Below are 26,944 nucleotides of genomic sequence, written 5' to 3'. Positions count from 1 at the left end.
CCTGTCCTGGTGAGACTGTCCGTGATGTCGTGATGCATCGTTCGACGGCTTGAAGAGCTTCATCGTCCGTAGTTGCACGGACGGCAAAATTAACGTCGCCGTGAAGCCGGCCAGTTATCGATGCGAGGCGAGCGTTCTGTAGCACCTTGAGGGGACCGATTCATGGACGATCTGTTGCGTGAGTTCCTGACGGAGAGCAGCGAGAGCCTGGATACGGTCGACAACCAGCTGGTGCAGTTCGAGCAGGACCCGAACAACGCGAAGATCCTGGATAATGTTTTCCGCCTGGTGCACACGATCAAGGGCACCTGCGGCTTCCTCGGGCTGCCGCGGCTGGAAGCGCTGGCGCATGCCGGCGAGACCTTGATGGGCAAATTCCGCGACGGCATGCCGGTGAAGGCGGAAGCCGTGACGCTGATCCTGTCCTCGATCGACCGCATCAAGGAGATTCTTGCAGGGTTGGAAGCCACCGAGGCCGAGCCTGAGGGCAACGACCGCGATCTGATCGATCAGCTGGAAGCGATGGTCGAGCGCGGCATGGCCGCAATGGCCGCTGGTGAGAATGTTGCTGACGACGCCATGCCTATCGTCGAAGCGCCGTCCGTGCAGGCTGACATGACCCAAGCGATGACTGAGGGCACGCTGGTGGTGCAGACGCTGGAGCGTCCGCTGCGCCCGGGCGAGGTCTCGCTCGACGAGCTCGAGCGCGCCTTCCGCGAGACCGCGACCGAAGTGGCCGCACCCGCACCTGTCGTGAAGCTCGTCGCCACTGCTCCCGCAGCGCCTGCGGCCGAAGCCGCCGAGCCCGCGAAGAAGCCGGCCCGCAAGGCCGCCGGTGAGGACGTCCAGGAAGGCGACAAGATCGCCAACCAGTCGATCCGGGTCAATGTCGACACCCTCGAACACCTCATGACCATGGTCTCCGAGCTGGTGCTGACCCGCAACCAGCTCCTCGAGATTAGCAGGCGCAACGAGGACACCGAGTTCAAGGTGCCGCTGCAGCGGCTCTCCAACGTCACCGCCGAGCTGCAGGAAGGCGTCATGAAGACGCGCATGCAGCCGATCGGCAATGCCTGGCAGAAGCTGCCCCGCATCGTCCGCGACCTCTCCGGCGAACTCGGCAAGCAGATCGAGCTCGAGATGCACGGCGCCGACACCGAGCTCGACCGCCAGGTGCTCGACCTGATCAAGGATCCGTTGACGCACATGGTGCGCAACTCCGCCGACCACGGGCTGGAGACCACCGCTGAGCGCGTCGCAGCCGGTAAGCCGGAGCAGGGCACCATCCGCCTGTCCGCCTATCACGAGGGCGGCCACATCATCATCTGCATCGCCGACAATGGCCGCGGGCTCAACACCGAGCGGATCAAGGCCAAGGCGCTCCAGAACGGCCTCGTCACCGAGGCTGAACTGGAGAAGATGACCGAATCCCAGATCCACAAGTTCATCTTCGCGCCGGGCTTCTCGACCGCGGCGCAGGTGACCTCGGTGTCCGGCCGCGGCGTCGGCATGGACGTGGTGCGCACCAATATCGACCAGATCGGCGGTACCATCGACATCAAGAGCGTGGCCGGCGAGGGCGCTTCCGTCACCATCAAGATCCCGCTGACCCTGGCGATCGTCTCCGCCCTGATCGTCGAAGCCGGCGGCGACCGCTTTGCGATCCCGCAATTGTCCGTCGTCGAGCTGGTGCGGGCCCGCGCCAACTCCGAGCACCGCATCGAGCGGATCAAGGACACCGCGGTCTTGCGGCTGCGCAACAAGCTGCTGCCGCTGATCCATCTCAAGAAGCTGCTGAAGATCGACGACGGCGCGACCACCACCGACGCCGAGAACGGTTTTATTGTGGTGACGCAAGTCGGCAGCCAGACCTTTGGCATCGTGGTCGACGGCGTGTTCCACACCGAGGAGATCGTGGTCAAGCCGATGTCCACGAAACTGCGTCACATCGACATGTTCTCCGGCAACACCATCCTGGGCGATGGCGCGGTGATCATGATCATCGATCCCAACGGCATCGCCAAGGCGCTCGGCGCCTCCGGCTCCTCGGCCCATGACATGGCCGAAGACAATGCCGCGGCGCACGCCTCGAGCGGCGAGCAGCTGACCTCGCTGCTGGTGTTCCGCGCCGGCTCGAGCCAGCCCAAGGCGGTGCCGCTCGGCCTCGTCACCCGGCTGGAAGAGATCGCAACCGACAAGATCGAGCTCAGTAACGGCCGCTACATGGTGCAGTACCGTGAGCAGCTGATGCCGCTGGTGCAGATGGCCGGCGTCGAGGTGCAGACGCAAGGCGCGCAGCCGATCCTGGTGTTCGCCGACGACGGCCGCTCGATGGGGCTCGTGGTCGACGAGATCATCGACATCGTCGAGGAGCGGCTCAACATCGAGGTCGCAGGCAGCCAGGACGGCATCCTCGGCTCGGCCGTGATCAAGGGCCAGGCCACCGAGGTGATCGACGTCGGCCACTTCCTGCCGATGGCGTTTGCCGACTGGTTCTCGCGCAAGGAGATGCGGCCGTCGGCGTCAGCGCAGTCGGTGCTGCTGGTCGATGATAGCGCGTTCTTTCGCAACATGCTGGCGCCGGTCTTGAAAGCCGCCGGCTACAAGGTGCGGACCGCGCCGAACGCCCAGGAAGGGCTCGCCGCGCTGCGCTCGGGGCAGGCCTTCGACGTGGTGCTGACCGACATCGAGATGCCCGAGATGAACGGCTTCGAGTTCGCCGAGAACATCCGGAGCGACCACAATCTGATCGGGCTGCCGATCATCGCGCTGTCGGCGATGGTGTCGCCGGCGGCGATCGAGCGCGGCCGGCAGGCCGGCTTCCACGACTATGTCGCCAAGTTTGACCGTCCCGGACTGATCGCGGCGCTGAAAGAGCAGACCGCCGAACTGCGCCGGGCCGCTTAAGGGATGGGATCGATGACCAGCAAGACCGAGACCAGTGAAGGCGCGATGGCCGAATACGTCACGGCGGTGATCGGCGGGCAGCTGTTCGGGCTGCCGATCTCGCGGGTGCAGGACGTGTTCATGCCGGAGCGGTTGACGCGGGTGCCGCTGTCGTCGACGGAGATCGCCGGCGTGCTCAATTTGCGCGGCCGCATCGTCACCGTGGTCGACATGCGCGCCCGGCTCGGGCTGCCGAAGGCCGCTGACGGCCAGCCGCCGATGGCGGTCGGGGTCGACCAGCGCGGCGAATCCTATGGCCTCCTGATCGACCAGATCGGCGAGGTCTTGCGGCTGCCCGACGACAGCCGCCAGGACAACCCGGTCAACCTCGATCCCCGCATGGCCAAGCTCGCCGGCGGCGTCTACCGCCTCGACGGCCAGCTCATGGTCGTCCTCGATATCGATCGCGTGCTCGAACTGGTGCCAAAGATAGCTGCTGCAGCGTAACGCTCCGTCGCGTAGACGGCGGATTCTACAAGGAGGCCAACACATGAAGACATGTCTCGTCGTCGACGATTCCGGTGTGGTGCGAAAGATCGCGCGCCGCATCCTCGAAGGAATGCAGTTCACCGTCATCGAGGCCGAGGACGGCGCCGTGGCGCTCGAAGCCTGCAAGCGGGCGATGCCCGACGCGGTGCTGCTCGACTGGAATATGCCGGTCATGGACGGCTTCGAATTCCTCGTGCAGCTCCGCCGCATGCCCGGCGGCGATCAGCCCAAGGTCGTGTTCTGCACCACCGAAAACGGCATCGACCACATCTCGCGGGCCCTGCATGCCGGCGCCAACGAGTACATCATGAAGCCGTTCGACAAGGACATCGTGATCGCGAAATTCCAAGAAGTGGGCCTGCTGGCGCTCGATGCGTCGGCCGAAGCCTGACACCCAATTTCACCCTTTTGTCCTTGCGAGGCTCCCGTGACGCCCCCCGACTACGAGTATCTGCGTAAGCTCCTGAAGGACCATTCCGGTCTCGATCTGTCTGCGGACAAGCAGTATCTGATCGAGAGCCGCCTGTTGCCGCTGGCGCGCAAAAGCGGCCTGTCCGGCATCCCCGACCTGGTGGCGAAGATCAGGGCCGGCTCGTCCGCGCACACCGTCCAGGTGGTCGAGGCCATGACCACCAACGAGACCTTCTTCTTCCGCGACAAGGTGCCGTTCGAGCATTTCCGCGACACCATCATGCCGGAGGTGCTGAAGGCGCGGGCCGCGCGCCGCAGCGTCCGGATCTGGTGCGCCGCCGGCTCGACCGGGCAGGAGCCCTATTCGCTGGCGATGAGCCTGAAGGAAATGGGCGCGGCGCTTGCGGGATGGCGAGTCGAGATCATCGCGACCGATCTGTCGCAGGAGGTGCTGGAGAAGGCGAAGGCCGGCATCTACAGCCAGTTCGAAGTGCAGCGCGGGCTGCCGATCCAGATGCTGGTCAAGTACTTCAAGCAGTCGGGTGAACTCTGGCAGATCAATCCCGAGTTGCGCTCGATGGTGCAGCACCGCCAGCTCAACCTGCTGCACGATTTCTCCGCGCTCGGCGCTTTCGATGTGGTGTTCTGCCGCAACGTGCTGATCTATTTCGATCAGGACACCAAGATCAACATCTTCAACCGCCTCGCCCGCTCGATGGAGACCGACGGCTTCCTGGTGCTGGGCGCCGCCGAGACCGTGGTCGGTCTGACCGACACGTTCAAGCCACTTCCCGACCGCCGTGGCCTGTACCGGCCGAGCGGGGTGCGGCCAGCGCTCGCCATGCCGAGGGCCGCCATGGCGGTCGGATATTGAGCGATGACCGAAGATGGCAAATCCGTTGAGCGGGTCACGTTCAGCCGGGGCGTCGATGTCTGCATCATGGCCATCGACGGCACCTGGCGGCGCGACTGCCAGCTCAACGCCATCTCGGACAATGATGCGTCGCTGACGGTCGAGGGTTCCATTCAGGGGCTCAACCTGAAGGAGTTTTTCCTGCTATTGTCCTCGACCGGGCTCGCCTATCGTCGTTGCGAGCTGGTCCGCGTCAACGGCACCGAAATGGACATCAGCTTCCTGAAGGGCAAGCCGAGCAAGCGCCGGGCGGCCGCCGACGAAGAGCGGGCCAGAGCCTGACCTGATCTGACTTGGCCTGACCCGGCCAATCCGAATGCGTGGAACGGATGGTTGCCCCAAGGGTTGGGGCGTGTCGGGCGTCGTCGGACGATCTGCGTGATGGCGCCCACCCGGGGCTGCCGGCCCAGTGGGTCAATTCAGGAGGCGCGCCGGTGCCTCAGAATCGCGTATCCGATCGAGTGCCGCGCCGAGGCCGGCGTCGCAGGCTCTCAGGGCCGTGGACGCGGCCTCGTAGCGTGGGGTGACGTCGTCAAGCACGGCGATGTTGGCGGCGGCGTCCTGCTCGGCCAGCAATGCCTCGCGCGCAATCGCCGCTTCGATCAGTCGCAGGCTCGCCCGGACATGGCCGATCAGCGCGACGAGGTCCGTCACGATCAGGTTGTAGGGATCGTTGCCCTCGTCCAAACGCCCTGCAACGCCGTCCGCCGCTGCATTTACCATGCATGTTTTCTCCACCGTCCCCGCTTTTAGGGAACGCGGTGCTACTTGTGCGTTAAGCGGACGTCCCGTACAAATACGGGTCCATTGATCGAGATGGTCGAGTTACTTCTTGTGCGGTCAGGTCAGCACGCTTCACCACTGATGGACGATGCAAATGGTTGAGAATGGCGCTCCTCGCGGAGAAATTTTCGTGGTCGACGACGAGCCCGCCGTCCGCGAGACGCTTTCCGTGGTCCTGTCGACCGCTGGTTACAAGGTGATCTGCTTTGCGGATGGTGCGGCGCTGCTCTCGGTGGCGCGCAGCAGGACGCCGGCCTGCATCCTGCTCGACGTGCATATTCCAGGCAAATCCGGCCTCGATATCCTGCGCGAGCTTCACGGCGAGGATTATCCGGCGCCGATCTTCATGATCTCCGGTCAGGGCGACATCCAGATGGCGGTCAGCGCCATCAAGAACGGTGCGCTCGATTTCATCGAGAAGCCGTTCCGCGGCAACGAGATCGTCAGCCGCCTCAATGAAGCGATCGACGCCTACACGCGGCGCCAGGCCGAGACCTCGGCGTCGCGCATCGCCGCGCTGCACTTCCCGGGGCGCGAGCCGTTGACCCGCCGCGAGCGCGAGGTGCTCGAGCAATTCACCGCGGGAGCCTCCAACAAGGAGGCCGGGCGTCATCTCGGCATCAGCCCGCGCACGATCGAGGATCACCGCGCCAACATCATGAAGAAGCTCGGCGCGCGCAACGCCGCCGATCTCGTCCGCATCGTGATGACGGCGCAGCGCCAGAGCTAGTAAAGGCTGGTTTCCGCGCTGATTTCCAGATTGCGGAGTTTGTGCGCCGCACGCCCGGCACACCAACGGCGAACGGCACGTCTGCGCCGTGCGCGGGACGACACGCCTGGAAATCGAGTATATGCGTTGCGCAGGGCATGCGCCGAGACGACGCGCGTGCAGGCAATCTCGAGACACGCAATATCGAAGCACGCAATATCGAGCACATGGCGCATCGAAGATGACGAAGAAGAACAAGACCCCCGATCAATTGCGCAGCGCGCGCTGGTTTGCGCCCGACGATCTCAGAGCATTCGGCCATCGCTCACGCGCGATGCAGATGGGCTACGCGCCGGAGGAGTGGCGCGACCGGCCGGTGATCGCGATCATCAACACCTGGTCGGACGCACAGCCCTGCCACATGCACTTCAAGAGCCGGGTCGACGACGTCAAGCGCGGCGTGCTGATGGCTGGCGGCTTTCCGCTCGAGCTGCCGGCGCTGTCGCTGTCGGAATCGCTCTTGAAGCCGACCACGATGCTCTACCGCAACATGCTGGCGATGGATGCCGAGGAGCTGTTGCGCGGCCATCCGGTCGACGGCGTGGTGCTGATGGGCGGCTGCGACAAGACCACGCCCGGGCTGCTGCTCGGCGCCACCAGCATGAATCTGCCGGCGATCTATCTGCCGGCGGGGCCGATGCTGCGCGGCAACTGGAAGGGCAGGACGCTGGGCTCCGGCTCGGACGCCTGGAAATACTGGGACGAGCGGCGTGCGGGGAAGATCTCCGACAAGGACTGGGTCGACATGGAGGCCGGCATCGCCCGCAGCTACGGCACCTGCATGACCATGGGCACGGCCTCGACGATGACCGCAATCGCGGAGGCGATCGGCATGACCTTGCCCGGCGCCTCGTCGATCCCCGCGGCCGACGCCAACCACATCCGCATGAGCTCGGAGGCCGGCCGCCGCATCGTCGAGATGGTGTGGGAGGATCTCACGCCGCAGAAGATCCAGACCCGCAAGGCGTTCGAGAACGCGATCACGGTCGCGATGGCGATGGGCTGCTCGACCAACGCGATCATCCATCTGATCGCGCAGGCGCGCCGCGCCGGCCAGGACATTTCACTTGATGATTTCGAGACGGCGAGCCGCAAGGTGCCTGTGATCGCCAATGTGCGGCCGAGCGGCGACCACTATCTGATGGAGGATTTCTTCTATGCCGGCGGGCTGCCCGGCCTGATGAACCGGATCAAGCAGCATCTGCATCTCGATTGCATGACCGTGTCAGGCAAGACGCTGGGCGAGAACATTGCAGGCGCCGAAGTCCATAATGACGACGTCATCCGCACCGTCGACGACCCGATCTACAAGGAGGGCGCGCTTGCGGTGTTGAAGGGTAATCTCGCGCCCGACGGCTGCGTCATCAAGCCGAGTGCCTGCGATCCGCGCTTCCTCAAGCACACCGGACCTGCGCTGGTGTTCGACGATTATCCGTCGATGAAGAAGGCGGTCGACGATCCCGATCTCGATGTCACGGCCGATCACGTGCTGATCCTGCGCAATGCCGGGCCGCAGGGCGGGCCGGGCATGCCGGAATGGGGCATGCTGCCGATCCCGACCAAGCTCGTGAAGCAGGGCGTGCGCGACATGGTGCGGCTGTCGGACGCGCGGATGAGCGGCACCAGCTACGGCGCCTGCATCCTGCATGTCTCGCCGGAATCCTATATCGGCGGTCCGCTGGCGCTGGTGAGGAACGGCGACCGTATTACGCTCGATGTCGCCGCGCGCACCATCAATCTCGATGTGCCGGAGGCGGAGCTGGCCAGGCGCCGCGCCGAATGGAAGCAGCCCGAGAAGCGCTTCGAGCGCGGCTATGGCTGGATGTTCTCGAAACACATCAAGCAGGCCAATGAAGGCTGCGATTTCGATTTCCTCGAGACCGGTTTTGGCAAGCCGGTGGGAGAGCCTTCGATTTATTGACCCCTGTCGTTCCGGGGCGCGAAGCGAACCCGGAACCTCGAGATTCCCCGGGGCGCAATTGCGCCCCTGAGGTTCGATGCTGACGCATCGCCCCGGAATGACAATCGGAAAAACCACATGTCAAAACTCAGCGACGCCACCCGCAACAAACTGAAATCCGTTTCCACCGCAACCGTCGCGACCGCACTGTTCAAACGCGGCTTCCGCATCCAGATGATCCAGGATGTTCACCCCCTAAGCCCCGATCAGCCGACCATGGTCGGTGAGGCCTTCACGCTGCGCTACATGCCGGCGCGCGAGGACCTCAACACGATCGAGGTATTCCGCGATCGCGCCCATCCACAGCGCAAGGCGATCGAGGAATGTCCCGCAGGCAGCGTGCTGGTGATGGACAGCCGCAAGGACGCGCGCGCCGCGTCTGCCGGCGCCATCCTGGTGACGCGGCTGATGAAGCGCGGCTGCGCCGGCGTCGTCACCGATGGCGGCTTCCGCGATTCTATCGAGATCGCGCGGCTCGGCTTCCCGGCCTTCCATCACCGCCCGAGCGCGCCGACCAATCTGACGCTGCATCAGGCGATCGAGATCAACGTTCCGATCGGCTGTGGCGACGCGCCGGTGTTTCCTGGCGACGTGATCCTCGGCGACAGCGACGGCGTCATCGTGATCCCGGCGCATCTCGCTGACGAGATCGCCAATGAGACCTTCGAGATGACCGCGTTCGAGGATTTCGTCACCGAGCAGGTTCAGAACGGCCGCGGCATCTTCGGCCTCTATCCCGCGACCGACGAGCAGACGCTGAAGGATTTTGCAGCGTGGCGGACGGCGAAGGGGCGGTGACGCCTCACTCTCCGCCGTCGTCCCGGCCTAGTGCGCAATTGCGCACGGGAGCCGGGACCCATAACCACAGGGAGGAGTTTGGCGAAGGCTGGCAGTTGCGTTGCACGCCTTGGTACAGCTACTTCCGCGACGGATAGATCACGCGGTATGGGTCCCGGCCTTCGCCGGGACGACGGCGCGGTGAGATCAGCGCAAGATAAATGGCATCTCGTAGCCCGGATGGAGCGAAGCGCAATCCGGGGCTCTTGCAGGTGGAGGGACTGCCCGGATTTCGCTGCGCTTCATCCGGGCTACGAAAGCTCCACCTCCGCCCTCTCCGCCATCCCGACTGCCCACAGCGCGAACGCGTAGACGATCGCGACTTCGTCGAGCCGGTTGAAGCGGCCGGAGGCGCCGCCGTGGCCGGCGCCCATGTTGGTGCGCAACAGTACCGGGCCGCCGCCGCGCATGGTGGCGCGCAGCCGCGCGATCCATTTCGCCGGCTCCCAATAGGTGACGCGCGGGTCGGTCAGCCCACCCATTGCGAGGATCGCCGGATAGTCCTTCGCCGCGACATTGTCGTAGGGCGAATAGGACAGGATGGTGCGAAAATCCTTCTCGCTTTCGATCGGGTTGCCCCATTCCGGCCATTCCGGCGGCGTCAGCGGCAAGGTGTCGTCGAGCATGGTGTTGAGCACGTCGACGAATGGCACTTCGGCGACGATGCTGGCGAACAGCTCGCCGGCGCGGTTGGCGACCGCGCCCATCAGCATGCCGCCCGCCGAGCCGCCATGGCCGACGATGCGTTTTGCACCCGTGTACTTGGCGTCGATCAGCGCTCGGCCGGCAGCGGCGAAATCGTCAAAGGTGTTGGTCTTCTTCTCGCGCTTGCCGTCGAGATACCAGCCCCAGCCCTTGTCGGCGCCGCCGCGGATATGCGCGATCGCATAGACGAAGCCGCGGTCGACCAGCGACAGCCGGTTCGCCGCAAACGACGCCGGCATTGCCATGCCGTAGGAGCCGTAACCATAGAGCAGCAGCGGCGCCTTGCCGTCGCGGACAAAGTCCTTGCGATGCAGGATCGACACCGGCACCTGCGCGCCGTCATGCGACGTCGCCATGATGCGCGTGGTGACGTAATCGGCCGGGTTGTGGCTGGACGGAATCTCCTGGCGTTTGCGCAACACCCGCGTCCGCTTCGCCATGTCGTAGTCATAGACTTCCGACGGCGTCGTCATCGACGAATAGGCAAAACGTAGATTGGTGGTCTCGAACTCGTAACCGCCCATGGTGTCGAGCGAATAGGCGGCCTCGTCGAAGGCGATCGCGTGCTCCTCGCCCGTCTTGAGGTCGCGGATGACGATCGCCGGCAGCGCGTTGGCGCGCTCCAGCCGCACCATGTGGCCGGCATAGAGCTCGACGTCGAGCACATAGACGCCCTCGCGATACGGAATCAAATCGCGCCAGTAGGCGCGCTCGGGCGACGCAAGGGGCGCGGTCGCGACCTTGAAGTCGATGGCGTCGTCGGCATTGGTCAGGATGAAGAGCTCGTCGCCGCGGTCGGCGATCGAGTATTGCACGCCTTCCTCGCGCGCCGCGACCAGCCGCGGCGGTGCGTCGGGATTGGCGAGATCGATCAGCCGCTGTTCGGAGGTCTCGTGGTCGCCGCCGGCGATCACACAGAAGCGGCCGCTGGCGCTCTCGTGCAGATGGGTGAACCAGCCGGGATCCTGCTCTTCATAGATCAGGATGTCGTCGGCCTGCTTGGTGCCGAGCTTGTGCCGCCACACCTGCATCGGGCGGTGATTGTCGTCGAGCTTGACGTAGAAGAAGCTCTTCGAATCCGCGGCCCAGACCACGCCGCCATCGGTCTCCTCGACGAGATCCTCGAGATCGCCGCCATCGGCCCAGTCGCGCACCCGAATGGAAAAGTATTCCGAGCCCTTGGTGTCGGCGCTCCAGGCGTGCAGTCGGTGATCGTTGGAATGCCGGCTACCGCCGAACTTGAAATATTTGTGGTCCTTGGCCAGCGCATCGCCATCGAGCACGACATGCGCATCGCCGCCGTCGCGCGGCGTGCGGCAGAACAGCTCGTGCTGGCCGCCCTCGCGGAACTTGCGGAAATAGGCGAACGGGCCGTCCGGCGACGGCACGCTGGAATCGTCCTCCTTGATCCGCCCGCGCATCTCCTTGACGAGCTGCTTCTGCAAGCCGTCGGTGTGGCCGAGCAGGCTGTCGGTGTAGCCGTTTTCGGCTTCGAGATAGGTCCGGATATCGGGATCGAGGATCGAGGGATCGCGCAGCACCTCCTGCCAGTTCGGATCCTTGATCCAGGCATAGTCGTCCGTCACCGTGATGCCATGGGTGGTGAACGAATGCGGCCGGCGCGGCGCGACAGGGGGCGAATTCTTGGTGGTGGATTTGGTCACACGATCCTCATATGCGGGGTTCCGCCTTATATCGGGATGAATGTGGCGATTGCCAGATGATCTGATGCATGAGGTGCGCCGGCTCGCATGTCCTGCCCCGGACGCAGTGCAGCGCGCAGCGATGCACTGCTGAGCCGGGGCCCATGTTTGCCGGGTCCCGGCTCCGCGCAGCAGCGTTGTCACGCTGCAGCGCGTCCGGGACAGGAGATCGAACTACCCGTTCCGCAGCTTCGCGCCGGCATTGCCGCCGGACATCGGGATCTGGTTCACCGCCAGTACCACGGCAAATGTAATCACCAGCATCGCGATGCCGAGCACCGCGATCGCGGCGAGGTCGCCGCCTTCGTTGAGATCGTAGATCAGGACCGACAGCACCTTGGTCTGCGAGGTGAACAGCACAATCGCGGCCGACAGTTCCCGCATCACGCCGATGAAGATGAAGCACCATGTCGCGATCACCCCGGTGCGCAGCAGCGGCGCGGTGATCTGGCGCAGCGCCTGCAGCCGCGTCGCACCGAGGATGCGGCTGGCTTCCTCGAGCTCGGGATGGATGGTCGCGAATGCCGCCTGCAATTGCTGATAGGCCGACGGCAAATTGATGGTGAGGAAGGCCAGCAGCAGGATCCACAGCGTGCCGTAGAGCACGAAGGGTGGCCGCGTATAGCTCAGGAACAGGCCGACGCCGAGCACGATGCGGGAACGGCGACCGGCGCAGTGGCAAGGAAGCCGAGCACGCGATGGCCCGCGATCACCTTCCGTGTCGTCACATAGGCGATGACGAGCGCCAGGATGGTACCGATGGTGGCGGTCGCGGCGCCCAGGATCACGGTGTTCTTCAGCGCCAGTTGCGTCGACGACAGCTCGGTGAACACGAAGACGATGTTGTGCAGCGTTGCCGTCGACGGCGTCACCAGCGTGGTCGCATTCGGCGAGAACGCGGCGTTGAGCAGCGCGAAGTAGGGCAGGAACACCGGGTTGAGCAGCACCAGCAGGCAGAAACCCAGCGCGGCCCAGCGCCATGCTTTCAGCTCCACCCGGCGCGGCGCGCCATACTTGCCGCCGATCACCGAATAGCCGCGCCTGCCGAGCAGCGCCTTCTGGCCCTGCAGCAGCAGGATGGTCAGCACCAGCAGCGGCACGGCGGCGGCGGCCGCCAGTTCGAGCTTCGGCGGATACTGGAACAGGCTCCAGATTTTCGTCGTCATGGTGTGGAAGCCGGCCGGCAGCGCCAGGATCGCGGGCGAGCCGAACAGCGTCATCGCCTGCAGGAAGGCGATCAGGGCGCCCGCGACCAGCGCGGGCATGGCGAGCGGGATCGTCACCCGACGCGCCGTGGTCCAGGCATTGCCGCCAAGGATCGCGGAGGCGTCCTCGAGCTCGCCCGGCATGGTGTCGAGCGCATTCGCCACCAGCACGAACACGAACGGGAAAGTGTAGCAGGAGATCACGAAGATGATCCCGGTCATCGAATAGATGTTGAACAGCGCGTCGGCGTCCTCGCCCGCGAACAGCCGGTAGAACTGGTTCAACAGCCCAGAATTCGGCGCCGCCAGCAATTCCCAGGCGACCGCGCCGAGGAACGGCGGTGTCACGAACGACGCCGTCACCAACGCACGGATGGTCTGGCGGCCTGGCATGTCGGTGCGCGACACCAGCCAGCTGAGCGGCGCCGCGACGATGCAGCAGATCACCGCCGACGTCGTCGCGATGATCGCCGTTGTCAGCAGCGGATCGAGGAAATCGGGATTGCTGAACAGCGTGACGAAGTTCTGCAGCGTCGGATGGCGATTCTTGTCGGTGAAGGCAAACACCGCAAGCCACGACAGCGGCAGCAGGATCAGCAGGATGAGCACGGCCGCGAACAGCCAGAGCACCGGTCGCGTCCAGTCGATGCGGGGGCGGGGTGCTGGGGAGCTGGTGATTGTTGTCATGTTGACCCGCGGTGAACTGTCTCGGCTCCCTCGCCCCGCTCTTGCGGAGAGAGGGTTGGGGTGAGGGGCTGTTTCAGCGAGCACGGCGCGTGGAGGGCCCCCTCACCCGTCGCGCATCTTGCGATGCGCGTTGGCCTCTCCCCGCAAGCGGGGCGAGGCCAGGGAGCGCGCGCCGCAGCTTTCATCGGTTACACCCGAAACAACCGCGCATAGCGCGTCTTGATCTCTTCGGTCATCGCTTCCACCCCCGCCGGATCCTCCTTCATCAGCTTGATGTCGGCGAGCCTGTGCCGGCCGGCCCTCGGCTGCACCTGGGCGTGCACCGAATATTGGCCGGTGAAGTCGACGAAGAATTGCTGGGTCTCGCGGGTGTGCAGCCAGGCCTGGAACAGCTTTGCGGCGTTCGGATGCGGCGCGCCGGCGAAGATGGCCGTCGGTCCCGAGATTGTCGGCGTGCCCTCGGTCGGATAGACCGGCTCGACCGGCTGTCCGGCCTCCTTCAACAGCACGATGCCGTATTCATTGCCGTCGGCCATCACGGCGCGTTCGCCGAGCGAGAGCTTTTTCGGCGGATCGGTCGAGGACTGCACCTGCATCACGCGCTGTTTGGCAAGCTTCTCGAGGTAAGGCCAGCCGAGCTCGCGCACGATCTGGAACGTCGTGGTCATGATGGTGCCGCTATAGGCCGGATGGCCCTTCACCATCTTGCCGGCCCATTTCGGGTCGAGCAGGTCGGCCAAGCTTTTCGGCGCGTCCTCCGCCTTCACCAGATTGGTGTTGTAGGCGATCGAGGACAGCCACAGCCGCGTCGTCACGGCCATCCCGCCCGGGTCGCGATAATTGCCGGGAAAATACTTCGCGACGTCCTCGGGCACGAATGGCATCAGCCAGCCGCTCTTCTTCCAGGGAATGAAATGCGAGGCGTCGGCGCTGTTGACGACGTCGGCGGCGTGGATGTTGGCGTCGAATTCCTGCGCCACGCGCTGGAACAGGCGCTCCGAGCCGGAGCGCTCGATCTGCACCGTGATGCCGGGATACGCGGCCTCGAACGCCTTTCCGAGCTTCTCGCCGACCGGCAGGTCCATCGAAGAGTAGAACACGAGCCTGCCTTCCTTCTTCGCGGCGGCGACGAGGTCGGGCGTGATCGCGGTCGGCTCGGGCGCCGCGGCGCGCGCGGGCGATGCGAACACCGTGCCGGCTGCAAGCGCCGCAGCGCCTTGCAGGACATCGCGTCTGGAAATTGGTTTCCGCATCGCGTGCTTCCGTTTCTTGTTGGTCAGCGGCTGAGTGCCCGGCAGCGTTCCGCCGGCAAGGTCAGCCAGACCTCGCTGCCTTTCTCGACCGCAGTTTCCGTCGGCGTGGTCACCCGCAATGAGGTGCCGTCGGAGGTTTCCACCATGTAGTCGCGATTCATGCCGAGATAGACCTGCCGCGTCACGATGGCCTTGAGCGTGTTCTGCGCTGTGGCGGGTGCCTGTGTCGAGAGCTGGATCTCGTGCTGGCGGATCGCGACCGGTGCGCTCTGGCCGGCTGTGAGTTTCGCGCCGACCACCTCGAGCGTCGCGCCGGCGAATTCCACGTGGTTCGGATCGCGCGCGGTGCCCTTGATGATGTTGGCGGCGCCGATGAAGCGCGCGACGAATTCGGATTCCGGCCGCGCATAGATGTCCTCGGGCGCGCCGAGCTGGTCGATCTTGCCGGCGTTCATCACCGCGATCAGATCGGCCGTCGTCATCGCCTCGGACTGATCGTGGGTGACGTAGACCGTGGTGTAGCGATATTCATCGTGCAGCCGGCGGATTTCGAACCGCATCTCCTCGCGCAGATTGGCGTCGAGGTTGGACAGCGGCTCGTCGAGCAGCAGCGTCTCGGGGCCGACGATCAGCGCCCGCGCCAGCGCGACGCGCTGCTGCTGGCCGCCGGACAGCTCGCCCGGATAGCGCTGCGCCAGCGGCTCCAGCTTGGTCGTCGCCAGGATCGCGCCGAGCTTCTTGGCGATGGTGTCGCGATCCATTTTGCGCAAGCGCAGGCCGTAGACGATGTTCTCGGCCACCGTCATGTGCGGCCACAGCGCGTAGCTCTGGAAGATCATCGACATGTTGCGCTGCTCGGGCGGCAGCGTGCGGGCTTTCGACGACACCACGCGGTCGCCGACGCGGATCTCGCCGTCGGATGGTTCGAGGAAGCCGGCAATCAGCCGCAGCGTCGTGGTCTTGCCGCAGCCGGACGGCCCAAGCAGGCAGACCAGCTGGCCGTGGTCGATCGTCAGCGAGACATCATCAACCGCGACGAACGATCCAAACCGCTTGACCAGGCCGCGCAATTCCACCGATGCCAAGCGATCCCCTCCATTTTGTTGTCTCGCAGGGATCCGTGCCCGGCTGTTGCCGGCAGTAAAGCGGAAAATGATGACGACGGAAAGTGCCGCTGCTCGCTCAGTAATGCGTCGCGCGCAATCCCTTCCCCGTCATCCTGAGGAGCGCGCTCTTGCGCGCGTCTCGAAGGATGCACGGCCCGGATATTTCCGCGCGCTCCGATTCACCCGCGGCGGCAGCGTGGCCGTCGATCCTTCGAGGCTCGCAAGAGCTCGCACCTCAGGATGACGGGGAGGGATCATCGGCCACGGATCTAGCTCGCGGTGCGCCACCGCGACGACGCGCCAATCGGCTGACGGTTTTCCAATCCGATTTGATGAGTGCCTCTTTCTTCGCCCGGCCCCAGCCCTTGATCTGCCGTTCCGCAGCGATACCGTCAGTGACGCGATCGAAATACTCCGACCAGACGAGGACGACGGGTCGGCGATTGTAGGTGTAGCCGGGGAAGGTACCTGCATTGTGCTGTTCGATGCGCGGCCGGAGATCGTCGCCGGTAGCGCTGCCGACATAGTACGAGTTGTCTGCGCAGCGAAGCATGTAGATGTAGATGCCCATGTCGCCAGACCCGTGCGCGTAGCGCACGGCCCGATCATGAAGCAAACTTAGTCACGGTCAACGCGCAAGTGCTAGTGCATCATCCCCCAAACACTCGGTCCCGTCATCCTGAGGTGCGAGCGGAGCGAGCCTCGAAGGATGCACGGCCCCGATATCTCAGCGGTCTGGTGCACCGTCGGAGACTGCGCGGCCGTCGATCCTTCGAGACGCCGCGCAAAGCGCGGCTCCTCAGGATGACGGGTCAAGCATGTGCGTCCGGGACGTAGGACGCGCTGGGAAAGCCTACGCCTTCACGTTCTCGCCGAGCCACTGGATCGCGGCGTCGGCGCCGGCCTTGCCGTGTGGAATCTTCAGCGCGGTGAGCGCGACCTCGACGACGCCGAGCGTGCCGAGGATCATCGGCGCGTTGACGTGGCCCATATGCGCGATACGGAACGCCTGGCCCTGCAAATCGCCGATGCCGGTGCCGAGCACGACGCCGCATTTCTCCTTGGCGTAGCGCTGGATCGCGGCGGGATCGGCGCCCTTCACGGTCACGGTTGTCACCGTGTTGGAGCGCTCGGCGGCTTCAGTGATGTTGAAGCCGAGCACCTGGCCCTCGGCCCAGGTGGCAACCGCGCGGCGCACGGCTTCGCCGAGCAGCCGGTGCCGTTCGAAGGCATTCTCCAGGCCTTCGGCATGCAGCATGTTGATCGCCTCGCGCAAAGCGAACAACAGATGCACCGGCGCGGTGCCGGCATATTTGCGGTAGTGCTCGCTGCCTTCGCGCTCGGTCCAGTCCCAATAGGGCGTGCGCAGGTCGGCCTTCTTGTGCGCGTCCCAGGCGCGGTCATTGGCGGCGACGAAGCCGAGGCCGGGCGGCGTCATCAGGCCCTTCTGCGAACCGGACATCGCAACGTCGACATACCATTTGTCCATCTCGAACGGCATGCAGCCGAGCGAGGCGACAGTGTCGACCATGAACAGCGCGGGATGGCCGGCGGCCTTGATCGCCCTGCCGATCGCCTCGATGTCGTTGTAGGCGCCCGACGCGGTGTCGACCTGCACGGCGAGGATCGCCTTGATCTTGTGCTCCTTGTCGCGGCGCAGCCGCTCTTCGACCTCCGCGGGGCGGATCGCGCGGCGCCAGTCGCCCTTCAGCACCTCGACCTCGGCGCCCATCGCGGCCGCCGCCTGGCCCCAGCCGATCGCAAAGCGCCCGCTCTCCAGCACCAGCACCTTGTCGCCGCGCGACAGCACGTTGGAGAGCGTCGCCTCCCAGGCGCCGTGGCCATTGGCGATGTAGATGTAGGATTTGCCCGTGGTGGCGAACAGCTTCGAGAGATCGCGCAGCAGGCTTTCGGTCAGTTCGACCATCTCGGCGGAGTAGATGTCGAGCGCCGGGCGATGCATCGCCTGCAGCACCTGATCGGGCATCGTGGTGGGCCCGGGGATGGCCAGAAATTCCCGGCCCGCGCGAACGGTCATCGTCCTGTTCCTTATGGGTAAAGCAACGCAAATCATGCGTGTGAGGGGTCAAGTGCCGAGGATATTCCATCGTGGCTCCGATTGCGAGCCACACGAAGCAATCCAGCGTTTCCAAAAGCGCGGGACACAGCCCTCATTTGCCGATTGATTCGACCACCGCGCGCCAGACCTGGTCCTTGAATTCGGTCGCGGCGGGGCTTGGGATCTGCTCGACCGTGCCGTGGTTCTTGCGGCAGGCCTCGACCAACCGCAGCACCCAGATTTCGCCGTCGGTGTAATAGAGGTCGCCGCCGCCGTTGCGGCCGGCGAGGGTCGGGCCGATCCCGGTCACCTGATATTTCGCGGTGACCATGCCGGCGGACTCGAGATCGGTGGCGAGCAGCGCACGTTCGGCGTCGAGATCGGCCGCGATATGATGGGTCACCGCGCCGGTGTAGTGGCTGACGCCGACGCCGCGGTCGAGCGTCGCAGCGCCAAGCCACACCGGGCGCTTCTCCTCGCCCTGATCGAGCACCTTCCAGAAGCGGACATGGTTGCGGCGGTCCGCGCTCGTTCCAACCGGTTTCTCGAAGGCAAGGTCTTCGCGGCGATCGAGATAGAACAGGTTGCTCACCGGCGCATCCTTGTAGGGACGATCGAGCAGCACGGAGCCTACGATTTCGATCGAGGATTTCAGCGTGACCGGATCGGCCGGATACCAGCCGGCTTCGTGCATCGCGCAGACCACGTCCCTGGTGTCGCCGATCAGCCCGACATTCATCGGATCGCCGGGAATGCCCTGCGCGGTGCGCGTCACCATCGGCAGGTTGGCAAGGCCCTTCTGGTGTTCGTAATGGGTCCACAGTGCGGGCAGCAGCAGATAGGCCGCGATCAGGTAGATGAAGAGGGCGAACAGAAACAGCTGCAGATAGCGCAGGCGTTTGCGCCGGCGCGCCACGGGCGGATTGATCTCGACGTTGGTCACAGCGGCCTCCTTACCTCTCCCGCTTGCGGGGGAGGTCGGATTGCATCGAAGATGCAATCCGGGTGGGGGCTATTTCCGCAATATGACTCGTGGAGAGAGCCCCCACCCCGACCCTCCCCCGCAAGCGGGAGAGGGGGTGCACTGACGATGCGGAACGATTCAATCTCACCTCTGCCTAACGCCGCGTCTCGCGGCAGCCGGCGGCCTCGGCTTCCTCGACCGAGCAGAACCAGCGCGTGCCCTTGCTGATCTTCATCTCGATCTTGGCGTACCAGCGGCTGGTCGGCTGATGAAAGATGCATTCGCCGGAGCGGTTGACGTTGCCCTTGATGGTGCAGTCGGGCGAGGGCGCGACGGGGCCCGAGGCCGAGGCGAGCAGGATCGAGCTGGCGCCATCCGGCGGCTTCACCGCGCCGAGCACATTTGTCTTCTTGTTGCGCACGCGCCAGTCCCACGGCGCGATGAACGCGCCTTGCCACATCCCGGCCTTGGCCTCGCGCGCCGCCTTTTCGTCCGGCTCGTAATCATGCGAGACGCGGGTGTAGGCCAGCGCCCAGCCATTGCTGACCAGCCATTTCTGGATGTCCTCGCCGTCGACCTCGCAGCGCGCGATGGTGCGGCCGCGGCGATCGACCGAGCGGGGATGGCAGGTCCAGCTCTTGTTGCCGGCATGCTTGATCAGCTCGTCGCGCGCGGCGACGCCGCAGGTCCAGCGTTCGCCCTTGGTGTTGAGGCAGAGCTGGTCGGTCGATGGCGCGTCGACACCGCCGAGCCGGATGCGGGCGCTGCCGATCTGGATCTGGTCGCCATCGCGGATCTTCGGCACGCCGGTGATGTCGGCGGCGACAGCCAAGGTCGGCAGCGCGAGCAGCAGGCCAGCAGTGAGCAGCGTCTTGAACATCGGCATTCCCGGCCAGATTCTTGTCGTTCAAAGGGCTTGAGCGTCTCGACGTCAGTGCCCAAGGATTGTGCGGGCAATTGGGCAACCGTGCCAGTGCTGGAGTGTTTCCGCCAGTTTCAACTTCGCGTCATCCGCTTCTTCGCCAGCGCGAGGCCCATCAGCACGAAGGCCGACGTCACCTCGGGCCCGCCGACCAGGATGCGGGACGGGGTCTTCATCTTATTCCATTCATAGGCCTTGTAGGGCCCCTTGCGGCCGCCCTCGCCGAGGCCCTGCACGATGCAGTGCAGCGCCGGCGTGAAGGTCGAGACCGCGGCGCCAAGATGCGCCAGCGCCATCAGCGCCAGTGCGGCGTCGAACGGGTTCATCTCGTGGGCGATCAGCTCGTTCGTGACGTAGCCGAGCACCCGGGCGCGGATCAGCGCGAACACGTTGCCCGGATCGATGACGCGCTGCGCTGCCAGCGGCAGCGCGACGAAGGCGGCGTAGCAGCGGCCGAAATAGGCCGAATAGAGCTCCGGCAGATAATAGATATGCGAGCGCGGATTCTTGAACGCGCCGCTTTCGACCAGAGTCCTCTGGAAGGCGATGATGCGATGCACCGTCTCCAGCCGCTGCGGCGTCTCGATGATCTTCCAGCGGGTGAGGTTGCGGAACGAGACCTCGAGAATGTCAAGGTTCAGCGTCGGATCGAGGTCGTTGCCGTAGGGCCGCTCGCCCGCGAGATTGTCGATCCAGGTGACGACGCCGCCTTCATAATCGATGTTGTCGTTGAGCGGCACCGTGACGCGCGGCTCGTTGGCGCCCGCGCGCACCTGGTAGCCGCGGTAGAAGTCGAGCAGCGGCTGCGCGAGGATCGGATCGTCGGAGCCGGCCTGTGTCGCGGCAGAGAACGAGCAGGCGGTGGTGTCGCAGTCGGGCACATAGATGCCGAAGCCGAGGTCCTGCTTGATCTGGGCGAAGAACCGCGAGAAGCGCGGATGCCGGCCCGGCGCCAGCGCGGTGACGACTTTCACGATGGAGCCGTCATACGACGGCACCTCCTCGGCGCTGGTCTTCAGGCAGAACTCGACCATGTCAGAGATCGCGCGCCGCGCCGCGCTTGTCTCATCCGGCGATGCCAGCCCGGTCTCGACAAAGCCGAGCAGTGCCTCGATGAAGAACGCGTCGTAATAGGCCGAGCGGTGGCGGATCTGCACCGGTTCCCACATCGGCTCGGCGATGCCGCGCCAGGCCGGATTGATCAGCACCCGCGCCGGCGAATGGGCGATGAAGATACGTGCCAGGCTGAACAGCAGGGTCGAGTTCTTGTAGCCGCGCGCGTTGAGCCCGGTCAGCGCCATCAGCATCTCGCGGCCGCCGACGTCGGGGTCGCCGATCAGATTGAAGGCGGCATAGGTCGGGATGAAGCCGTTTTTGCCGAACGCGCGCAGCAGATGCGCGCCGGTCAGGCGGATCACGCGGTCGATCTCTGCCATCTCGGGCATCCGCCCCGGCGCCGGCGCTGCCGGCGGGGCCGGGTGGCGGACGCCGATATCGTCCATCAGCGCGGCGACGGGCGCGCCGATCGCGGCCCAGTCCGGCGCCTCGGCGTCGCGCGCCTGCGTCAGCGCGGCGCGCAGGCCGCCGAGCCGGTCGGGGTCGTTCAGCGCGGGCAGGCCGGTGCGGCGGAGCAGCGCGCGCAGCGGCGGATTGCCGAGCGCGGTCCGGTAGAACTTCCCGAGATGGGCATCGCCGCCGCGATAGGACTGCAGCACGGGGTCGCATACGTCGTACAGCGACGGGCCGTCCTTGGCTGCGGTCAGTGACCGGCACACGGCGCCTGCGATCTCGTGAAAGCCCATGAAACTCTTTCTGTTGGAACCGGTTAACGCTGCCATCAGGCAGTATTTCCCGCGCTCCGCCCCGGATTCCCGCAAGTCGTTGGAAAGCTATATGAATCCCTGCAAAATACAAATGTGACCGAGGTCACGTAACGGGATCTTAACGGCGTCAATGGCCTCTGCCGGGCGGCAGCATGCGGCAAACCGGGTTGCTCCGGCCGCCCGGTCGGGTTAATGGAATGTTTGTTGCAGCGCCGCAAATTGAGCTCAATCGACGGCACACAGGCTTCAACCCCATTAAACCTGAATGTCTCTGACGCGACTAACTGGCGCGATCTCGTGTGAGCGCGATCGGGATAAAGATTGGGACTAGGAACGCTATGAACCTTAGGCAGCCTCATATTTCCCGCCGCACCATCGCCTTTGCTGTGGCGGTGGCCGGCACGGTGTCGCTGGCGATCGGCGCCCATGCCGCGCTCAACAAGCGGACGATGGATGTCGCCAAAGGGACCGTCGGGGCTGTCGCCACCGACACCACCGGCAGCATCCCGGCCGGCACGTCTCGCCTCGCGCTGATCATCGGCAACGGCCATTACCCGGATGCAGCGGCCCCGCTCGCCCAGCCGATCAACGATGCCCGCACTTTGTCGTCGGCGCTGCGCCGCGAGGGCTTTGACGTCGATGTGGTCGAGGACGCGACGCGCGACGACATGGTCCGCGCGGTCGAGCGCATGAAGGCCAAGATCCGCCCCGACACCGTCGTGATGCTGTTCTTCGGCGGCTACGGCGTGCAGGTCGGCCGCGAGAGCTACATGATCCCGGTCGATGCCACGATCTGGAAGGAAGCCGACGTCAAGCGCACCGGTGTCAGCGTCGAGTCCGTGCTCGATGCGATGAAGGAGCGCGGCGCGAAAGCCAAGCTCGTGGTGCTCGATGCCTCGCGCCGCAATCCCTATGAGCGCCGTTTCCGCGCCTTCTCGCACGGCCTGGCGCCGATCTCGCCGCCGGAGAACACGCTGGTGCTGACCTCGGCGACGCCGGGCAAGGTCGCCGACGATTCCAGGGCGCCGAACAGCGTGCTGGTCTCCGAGCTGATCAACAACCTCAACGCCCAGGCCGGCGCCGAAACCGCCTTCAACAAGACCCGCGTCGCGATCTCGCGCGCGAGCGAAGGCGAGCAGGTGCCGAGCGTGTCGTCCTCGCTGCTGGAAGACATCAAGCTCGGCGGCTGAGCCCAAGTCTTCCCGCACGTCGTCCCGGCGAAAGCCGGGACCCATAACCACGAATGTGCGTTGTGGTGCGATGCTGGGGCCGCAGCCGCGTTCATCGCAAAGATCGGTGGTTATGGGTCCCGGGTCGCGCTTCGCTTGCCCTGGACGACGCTGTGGGTGCAGCGCCGTCTACTTCGCGTCCGCGCTCGCGCCCACCGGCCGCACCGGATCGCCTTCGCGCAGCAGCGCGCCGGCGCGGGCGACGACGATGTCGCCTTCCTGGATGCCGTCGCGGATCTCGACCTGGCCGGCCGACATCAACCCGGTCTCAACCCGCCGCGTCTCGACCCGGCCGCCGCGGATCACCTGCACCACGGTGCCGGCGGTGGAATAGAGGATCGCGGTCAGCGGCACCGCGACGCCGCAGCTCTGCCCGGTCTTGATCTGCGCCCGTCCGCTCGAATTCACCAGCAGCCGCTTGTTGGCGCTGATGGCGATGAACACCTGGCCGAGCTGGCTGTTCGGCTCGATGGTCGGCGCGATCCGCCGCACCTTGCCGTCGACATCGCCGGCGCCGATGATCTTCAGCCGCGCGGTCTGCTCGGCCTTCAGCTTGGCGATATCGCGGGTCGGCACCATGCCGACCAGATCGTATTCGCTCTTGGCGATGATCGAGAACAGCGCGTCCTTGCCGGAGGCCGGCGCGCCGACGATCGCCGACGACGCCGAGATCGTGCCCGCCACCGGGGCCGTGATGTTGGTCGAGTTGGTGCCGTCGGTCAGCTTCGCCAGCACCTGGCCCGCGGTGACGGTGTCGCCGGGATCGGCATTCACTTCCGCCACCTTCAGCCCGAACCGTTCGGGGCGGACCTGCTGTTCGTCGCGCGGCAGCACGATGCCGGACACCTCGACGATATTGCCGAAGCAGAATTTTGAGGCCTTCAGCACCGTCACCGCCGCGCCCTTCGGTGCCGCGTCCGTTTCGCCCGCTGCAGACGCAGGCGAGACGGCGAGCAGGACCAGCGCGGCGAGGGCCGTCATCGCTGCGTAGGATGGGTAGAGCGGCTTGTCCGCCGTAGCTCGAAGAGCGAAGGCGGAAGCGAAACCCATCAATTGCTTGAGGCGCAAAATCATCGGCAATTCATTCCCAAAATGAGGGCCTCCTGAATACCAGATGCGGCCTGGCCGGGCCAGCCGGCTGCACCGTGCCGGCCGCCGCGTTGGCGGCGCCGGCATCCGCGGCCAGCTGCAGCTTCGCCAATTCCTCGGCGCGCCAGATGTGGCGCAGAATCTCCGGGTTGACCCGTTCGGCATGCGTCACCGGCAGCATGTGGCCGGCGGCCGGCAGATGCCGCAGCTCGGCGCCATCAATCAGCAGGGCCAGCTTTGCGACAATGCGCTGCGTCACATAGGGCGACAGCCCGCCCGACAGCAGCAGCGTCGGCACCCCCAGACCGCGGGCGGCGGCCGCCACCCCGTCCAGATCGAGCGCGGCGTTGAAATCGTAAGGCAGCTTGTCGGCCTGCTCGATCATCCGCAGCCGCCCGCTCGGCGAGAACTGCTCGCGCGGGCCGGAGCCGGCCCAGAACGCAGTGAACGCCTCGACCGCCTCCATGACCGCGCCGTCGAAAATATCCTGCGACACGATGTGCGCCGTGCGCGCGAAGCGCTCGTAGAGCCGCGCGTCGGCCGGCGAGTCGAGCAGCGTATGATCCGGAAAAGGGCGCGGCGGTTGTCCCTCGCGACAAGCGCGGGGCGCGTTTGCGCGGGGATCATGCTCAAACAAAGAATTGCTGCGTGACGACGCTTCACGCACAGCATGATCCGGAAAAGTGTGCAGCGGTTTTCCGACCGGATCATGCTCAAACAAAGAGCTCTTGCGTGACGACTCGTCACGCAACAGCGTCGGCAATACCGGCTCGATCAGCGTCAGGCTGCGGATCCGCTGCGCATGCGGCGATGCCGTCGCCATCCGGAACGCGATCGCCCCGCCATAGGAATGCCCGATCAGATGGATCGGCCCCTCGGCCTTTGCGAGCCAGGGCTCGAGCAGCGCGATCTCGCCATCCAGCGTCCGCGGCCAGTCGCGCCCAATGGCAGCAACGCCATAGCCGGAAATATCCGGCGCCATGAACCTGTAACCGCCGAGCGCCGCCGCAAGCTTCGTCCATTGCCGTCCCGATCCCAGCGAGCAGTGCAGCGCCACCACCGACGCCGCCTCAGGCATCCCGTCCAAACCCGTCATCAAACCCATCCTGCTTGTTCTTGTTCTCAGCGACGCGCGCGTCGCGTCATGACGCGAACGACGCGGGGGATGGGTTATTCCTGGGACGGGCGGGAAGGGTCGTGATCGTGATCACGGACGCAGTCAGATTCACTGGATGTTGATCAGCGCGCGAATGATCGGACACAACGACTGAAGAGGAGGCGTTTTGCTTTCCACGGTCAATTCTGGTATTCGGAATTTGTCTTGGCTCTACCCCCAACTCAGCTCTACAACTTCCCCCGTCCCGCCCGGCAAGAGGGGCGTATCGCGATCGTCACGAACGTGCGGCGGGATGCGATGGACGTTGGCGGCGGGCGAGACGAAGCGCGTTAGCCGGCGGACGGTGAAGTCGTGTGGTTCTGGCGCCCCAGTGGCAGGTGCCCCCTAGCAAAACGCGCAAGCGTTTTTGCGACGGCGGTGACAAGCAAGCCCGGTCTCACCGGGAAGAGCACGAAGTAAGCCGTAACCCATTGCGCAGGGAAGGCCGGATGTTCCGGTTTCACCTGTGGTCCTACCTCCCGTGCTTTTTGTTGCACGGGACCCGCGGGTGCAATCGGCGCCCGGCCCTCCCTGCGCCCTCTCCTTAAGAATGAGGGTGGGTTGATCGCATGACTCGGGCGCAACGCGCCGCGAGACCGCGAACGCATCAGCTGTTTGACAATGTTGATCCGGGACTAAACTCGGCGCGCCGTCACCCTGATGAGCGCGCTTTTGCGCGCGTCTCGAAGGGTCGACGGCCCGGCTGGTGGCCGTGCATCCTTCGAGGCTCGCTCCGCTCGCACCTCAGGATGACGGGATTGAGACTGTCATTGCGAGGAGCGTAAGCGACGAAGCAATCCATAGCTCCGCGTATGCTGAACTAATGGATTGCTTCGCTTCGCTCGCAATGACGGGAAGATGCTGGCGGCTCATTCGGTTGTCGCCACGTTCAAGACTGAGCAGCCACAGCGCAGCGTCAGCGCACGATGCGTTTCACGCGCGCCTTCTTCTTGGCGATGGGGGCTGGCGCCAGTTCGGCCTCGGCGGCGGCCTGGGCCTCGCGCGCTTCGCGTAGCGCGCGCAGCCGCTCCATGTTCTTGCGGATCGCGGCGGCGTCGCGCTCGACCTCGGCGATGGCGCGGGCGCCTTCCTCGGCCGCCATCCGCTGGCGGTCGGCTCTCGCAAGGCTTGCGGGCGATGGAGCGGGCTTCCTGGCGTTCATCGGCATCCTCTCTCAAGGGCATGATTCCCCCGCGCAAGCGCGTCGCGTCTGTGTCCTGCGGCGCTTCTGTCTCGCCAAACGGCGCGACGTCGCGTTCTCAGGGATCACGCGCAAAAGCACATGCTAAAACCCGCCCAATCCGGGTGGATCGAGCGGGCAGCAACGTCATTCCAGTACATCCGTGGAATGACGAACCGGCATGTTCGCGGAAAGCGCGTCGCGCTTTCCGCTGAAACCATGCCCAAGCAGGAATCTCAGACGATCTGAAGATTCTCGGCGCTGGTCTTGCCGCGCATCTTGTCGGTCTTCAGTTCGAACGAGACCTTCTGTCCTTCAGCGAGGCCAGTCAGACCGGCACGCTCGACCGCGCTGATGTGAACGAACACATCCTTGCTGCCGTCGCTCGGCTCGATGAAACCAAAGCCCTTCTGGCCGTTGAACCACTTCACAGTACCTGTCGCCATCTTCTCTTCTCCAAAGCGCGTAAGCGCGTTTTTGCGCAATACTGCGCGTCACATCCATTCAACTGGCGATGTCTTTGGAGGAGGGCCGTTCTGGCCATTCAACAAGGCACAACGGCTAATCGAATGGCCCTAATATACACACTTTCCCCGCGAATGCAAGGTTTCGGCGGTAGCGGGTTCCCGCTGGCGGATGCGGCCGACGGGTCTCTCCTCGCAATTAGGACGGCGCGGTAGCGGCACGAACTCTCAAACCGTCACCCTGAGGAGCGCGAAGCGCGTCTCGAAGGGTCGACGGGCACGAGCGGGGCC

The 26,944-nt window shown here is 65.1% G+C and carries 24 protein-coding genes; 9 read left to right on the top strand and 15 right to left on the bottom strand.

Annotation, left to right across the window (positions count from 1 at the left end; genetic code table 11):
- Window positions 1-162 precede the first annotated feature (162 nt).
- Genes V5279_RS44110 through V5279_RS44090 form a run of 5 tightly spaced genes read left to right on the top strand, consistent with a single transcriptional unit; the run spans window position 163 to window position 5,041 of the window.
- Complete coding sequence (locus V5279_RS44110; RefSeq protein WP_338693477.1) at window positions 163-2,907, top strand: hybrid sensor histidine kinase/response regulator; 2,745 nt, start codon at window positions 163-165, stop codon at window positions 2,905-2,907.
- A 12-nt stretch (window positions 2,908-2,919) separates the two neighbouring features.
- Window positions 2,920-3,393, top strand: a complete 474-nt coding sequence (locus V5279_RS44105; RefSeq protein WP_338693475.1) for a chemotaxis protein CheW — start codon at window positions 2,920-2,922, stop codon at window positions 3,391-3,393.
- A 43-nt stretch (window positions 3,394-3,436) separates the two neighbouring features.
- Window positions 3,437-3,826 carry a response regulator gene (locus V5279_RS44100; protein ID WP_338693473.1) on the top strand — a complete coding sequence of 130 codons (390 nt, stop codon included), beginning with the start codon at window positions 3,437-3,439 and terminating at the stop codon, window positions 3,824-3,826.
- A gap of 36 nt (window positions 3,827-3,862) precedes the next feature.
- Window positions 3,863-4,720: a protein-glutamate O-methyltransferase CheR gene (locus V5279_RS44095; RefSeq protein WP_338693471.1), complete on the top strand. Its 858-nt coding sequence runs from the start codon at window positions 3,863-3,865 to the stop codon at window positions 4,718-4,720.
- A 3-nt stretch (window positions 4,721-4,723) separates the two neighbouring features.
- On the top strand, window positions 4,724-5,041 hold the full coding sequence (locus tag V5279_RS44090) for a PilZ domain-containing protein (protein ID WP_166300857.1): 318 nt from the start codon (window positions 4,724-4,726) through the stop codon (window positions 5,039-5,041).
- Between the two features lie 132 nt (window positions 5,042-5,173).
- On the opposite strand, the gene V5279_RS44085 is transcribed toward V5279_RS44090, so the two are convergent.
- A complete protein-coding gene (locus V5279_RS44085) occupies window positions 5,174-5,482 on the bottom strand; it encodes a hypothetical protein (protein WP_338693468.1) in 309 nt (102 codons plus the stop codon).
- 154 nt (window positions 5,483-5,636) lie between these two features.
- On the opposite strand from V5279_RS44085, the gene V5279_RS44080 reads away from it, so the two are divergent.
- The 3 genes from V5279_RS44080 to V5279_RS44070 all read left to right on the top strand — a co-directional run bounded on the left by V5279_RS44080 (window position 5,637) and on the right by V5279_RS44070 (window position 9,069).
- On the top strand, window positions 5,637-6,272 hold the full coding sequence (locus V5279_RS44080) for a response regulator transcription factor (RefSeq protein ID WP_029084264.1): 636 nt from the start codon (window positions 5,637-5,639) through the stop codon (window positions 6,270-6,272).
- Between the two features lie 220 nt (window positions 6,273-6,492).
- Window positions 6,493-8,232 (top strand): L-arabinonate dehydratase, encoded by a 1,740-nt coding sequence (araD, locus tag V5279_RS44075; RefSeq protein WP_338693465.1) that lies wholly within the window; start codon window positions 6,493-6,495, stop codon window positions 8,230-8,232.
- Window positions 8,233-8,349: 117 nt separating this feature from the next.
- Window positions 8,350-9,069 (top strand): ribonuclease activity regulator RraA, encoded by a 720-nt coding sequence (locus tag V5279_RS44070; RefSeq protein WP_166300863.1) that lies wholly within the window; start codon window positions 8,350-8,352, stop codon window positions 9,067-9,069.
- 290 nt (window positions 9,070-9,359) lie between these two features.
- On the opposite strand, the gene V5279_RS44065 is transcribed toward V5279_RS44070, so the two are convergent.
- The 10 genes from V5279_RS44065 to V5279_RS44020 form a co-directional block, all read right to left on the bottom strand.
- Window positions 9,360-11,477, bottom strand: coding sequence for a S9 family peptidase (locus V5279_RS44065; RefSeq protein ID WP_338693463.1), 2,118 nt, complete (start codon window positions 11,475-11,477; stop codon window positions 9,360-9,362).
- Between the two features lie 213 nt (window positions 11,478-11,690).
- On the bottom strand, window positions 11,691-12,167 hold the full coding sequence (locus V5279_RS44060; RefSeq protein WP_338693461.1) for an ABC transporter permease: 477 nt from the start codon (window positions 12,165-12,167) through the stop codon (window positions 11,691-11,693).
- A complete protein-coding gene (locus V5279_RS44055) occupies window positions 12,143-13,351 on the bottom strand; it encodes an ABC transporter permease (protein WP_338693459.1) in 1,209 nt (402 codons plus the stop codon). The genes V5279_RS44060 and V5279_RS44055 overlap by 25 nt, the downstream gene beginning before the upstream one ends.
- A gap of 245 nt (window positions 13,352-13,596) precedes the next feature.
- Complete coding sequence (locus V5279_RS44050; protein WP_338693457.1) at window positions 13,597-14,661, bottom strand: ABC transporter substrate-binding protein; 1,065 nt, start codon at window positions 14,659-14,661, stop codon at window positions 13,597-13,599.
- A gap of 23 nt (window positions 14,662-14,684) precedes the next feature.
- A complete protein-coding gene (locus V5279_RS44045) occupies window positions 14,685-15,737 on the bottom strand; it encodes an ABC transporter ATP-binding protein (RefSeq protein WP_338701728.1) in 1,053 nt (350 codons plus the stop codon).
- A gap of 265 nt (window positions 15,738-16,002) precedes the next feature.
- Window positions 16,003-16,338, bottom strand: coding sequence for a GIY-YIG nuclease family protein (locus V5279_RS44040; protein WP_166300878.1), 336 nt, complete (start codon window positions 16,336-16,338; stop codon window positions 16,003-16,005).
- Between the two features lie 282 nt (window positions 16,339-16,620).
- Window positions 16,621-17,805 carry a pyridoxal-phosphate-dependent aminotransferase family protein gene (locus V5279_RS44035; RefSeq protein ID WP_338693451.1) on the bottom strand — a complete coding sequence of 395 codons (1,185 nt, stop codon included), beginning with the start codon at window positions 17,803-17,805 and terminating at the stop codon, window positions 16,621-16,623.
- Between the two features lie 133 nt (window positions 17,806-17,938).
- Entirely contained in the window at window positions 17,939-18,769 is an 831-nt protein-coding gene (locus tag V5279_RS44030; protein ID WP_338693449.1) for an LssY C-terminal domain-containing protein, read from the bottom strand.
- A gap of 175 nt (window positions 18,770-18,944) precedes the next feature.
- Window positions 18,945-19,670, bottom strand: a complete 726-nt coding sequence (locus tag V5279_RS44025; RefSeq protein WP_338693447.1) for a thermonuclease family protein — start codon at window positions 19,668-19,670, stop codon at window positions 18,945-18,947.
- A 116-nt stretch (window positions 19,671-19,786) separates the two neighbouring features.
- The gene (locus tag V5279_RS44020) at window positions 19,787-21,514 is read right to left on the bottom strand and encodes a hypothetical protein (protein WP_414645983.1); all 1,728 of its coding nucleotides are present in this window, start codon (window positions 21,512-21,514) and stop codon (window positions 19,787-19,789) included.
- Window positions 21,515-21,873: 359 nt separating this feature from the next.
- Here V5279_RS44020 and V5279_RS44015 point away from each other — a divergent pair, with 359 nt between their 5' ends.
- The gene (locus V5279_RS44015) at window positions 21,874-22,725 is read left to right on the top strand and encodes a caspase family protein (RefSeq protein WP_338693443.1); all 852 of its coding nucleotides are present in this window, start codon (window positions 21,874-21,876) and stop codon (window positions 22,723-22,725) included.
- A 168-nt stretch (window positions 22,726-22,893) separates the two neighbouring features.
- On the opposite strand, the gene V5279_RS44010 is transcribed toward V5279_RS44015, so the two are convergent.
- From V5279_RS44010 to V5279_RS43995, 4 genes are all read right to left on the bottom strand, one after another.
- Complete coding sequence (locus V5279_RS44010; protein WP_338701726.1) at window positions 22,894-23,745, bottom strand: efflux RND transporter periplasmic adaptor subunit; 852 nt, start codon at window positions 23,743-23,745, stop codon at window positions 22,894-22,896.
- 100 nt (window positions 23,746-23,845) lie between these two features.
- A complete protein-coding gene (locus V5279_RS44005; RefSeq protein WP_338693441.1) occupies window positions 23,846-24,949 on the bottom strand; it encodes an alpha/beta fold hydrolase in 1,104 nt (367 codons plus the stop codon).
- Between the two features lie 976 nt (window positions 24,950-25,925).
- Window positions 25,926-26,171 (bottom strand): hypothetical protein, encoded by a 246-nt coding sequence (locus V5279_RS44000; RefSeq protein WP_029084279.1) that lies wholly within the window; start codon window positions 26,169-26,171, stop codon window positions 25,926-25,928.
- Window positions 26,172-26,425: 254 nt separating this feature from the next.
- Window positions 26,426-26,635 (bottom strand): cold-shock protein, encoded by a 210-nt coding sequence (locus V5279_RS43995; protein WP_029084280.1) that lies wholly within the window; start codon window positions 26,633-26,635, stop codon window positions 26,426-26,428.
- Between the last annotated feature and the right edge of the window lie 309 nt (window positions 26,636-26,944).

The organism is Bradyrhizobium sp. 26S5 (genome assembly GCF_036923295.1).
In the GTDB taxonomy this organism is placed as follows: Bacteria; Pseudomonadota; Alphaproteobacteria; order Rhizobiales; family Xanthobacteraceae; genus Bradyrhizobium; species Bradyrhizobium septentrionale.
This window is presented reverse-complemented; position numbering and strand designations above follow the sequence as displayed.

What these genes read in the sequence shown, in the direction of transcription:
- V5279_RS44110 (WP_338693477.1), top strand. Translation starts at nt 163, where the DNA reads ATGGACGATCTGTTGCGTGAGTTCCTGACGGAGAGCAGCGAGAGCCTG.
- V5279_RS44105 (WP_338693475.1), top strand. Translation starts at nt 2,920, where the DNA reads ATGACCAGCAAGACCGAGACCAGTGAAGGCGCGATGGCCGAATACGTC.
- V5279_RS44100 (WP_338693473.1), top strand. Translation starts at nt 3,437, where the DNA reads ATGAAGACATGTCTCGTCGTCGACGATTCCGGTGTGGTGCGAAAGATC.
- V5279_RS44090 (WP_166300857.1), top strand. Translation starts at nt 4,724, where the DNA reads ATGACCGAAGATGGCAAATCCGTTGAGCGGGTCACGTTCAGCCGGGGC.
- V5279_RS44085 (WP_338693468.1), bottom strand. Translation starts at nt 5,482, where the DNA reads ATGGTAAATGCAGCGGCGGACGGCGTTGCAGGGCGTTTGGACGAGGGC.
- V5279_RS44080 (WP_029084264.1), top strand. Translation starts at nt 5,637, where the DNA reads ATGGTTGAGAATGGCGCTCCTCGCGGAGAAATTTTCGTGGTCGACGAC.
- araD (WP_338693465.1), top strand. Translation starts at nt 6,493, where the DNA reads ATGACGAAGAAGAACAAGACCCCCGATCAATTGCGCAGCGCGCGCTGG.
- V5279_RS44070 (WP_166300863.1), top strand. Translation starts at nt 8,350, where the DNA reads ATGTCAAAACTCAGCGACGCCACCCGCAACAAACTGAAATCCGTTTCC.
- V5279_RS44050 (WP_338693457.1), bottom strand. Translation starts at nt 14,661, where the DNA reads ATGCGGAAACCAATTTCCAGACGCGATGTCCTGCAAGGCGCTGCGGCG.
- V5279_RS44040 (WP_166300878.1), bottom strand. Translation starts at nt 16,338, where the DNA reads ATGGGCATCTACATCTACATGCTTCGCTGCGCAGACAACTCGTACTAT.
- V5279_RS44035 (WP_338693451.1), bottom strand. Translation starts at nt 17,805, where the DNA reads ATGACCGTTCGCGCGGGCCGGGAATTTCTGGCCATCCCCGGGCCCACC.
- V5279_RS44025 (WP_338693447.1), bottom strand. Translation starts at nt 19,670, where the DNA reads ATGTTCAAGACGCTGCTCACTGCTGGCCTGCTGCTCGCGCTGCCGACC.
- V5279_RS44020 (WP_414645983.1), bottom strand. Translation starts at nt 21,514, where the DNA reads ATGGGCTTTCACGAGATCGCAGGCGCCGTGTGCCGGTCACTGACCGCA.
- V5279_RS44015 (WP_338693443.1), top strand. Translation starts at nt 21,874, where the DNA reads ATGAACCTTAGGCAGCCTCATATTTCCCGCCGCACCATCGCCTTTGCT.
- V5279_RS44010 (WP_338701726.1), bottom strand. Translation starts at nt 23,745, where the DNA reads ATGACGGCCCTCGCCGCGCTGGTCCTGCTCGCCGTCTCGCCTGCGTCT.
- V5279_RS44005 (WP_338693441.1), bottom strand. Translation starts at nt 24,949, where the DNA reads ATGACGGGTTTGGACGGGATGCCTGAGGCGGCGTCGGTGGTGGCGCTG.
- V5279_RS44000 (WP_029084279.1), bottom strand. Translation starts at nt 26,171, where the DNA reads ATGAACGCCAGGAAGCCCGCTCCATCGCCCGCAAGCCTTGCGAGAGCC.
- V5279_RS43995 (WP_029084280.1), bottom strand. Translation starts at nt 26,635, where the DNA reads ATGGCGACAGGTACTGTGAAGTGGTTCAACGGCCAGAAGGGCTTTGGT.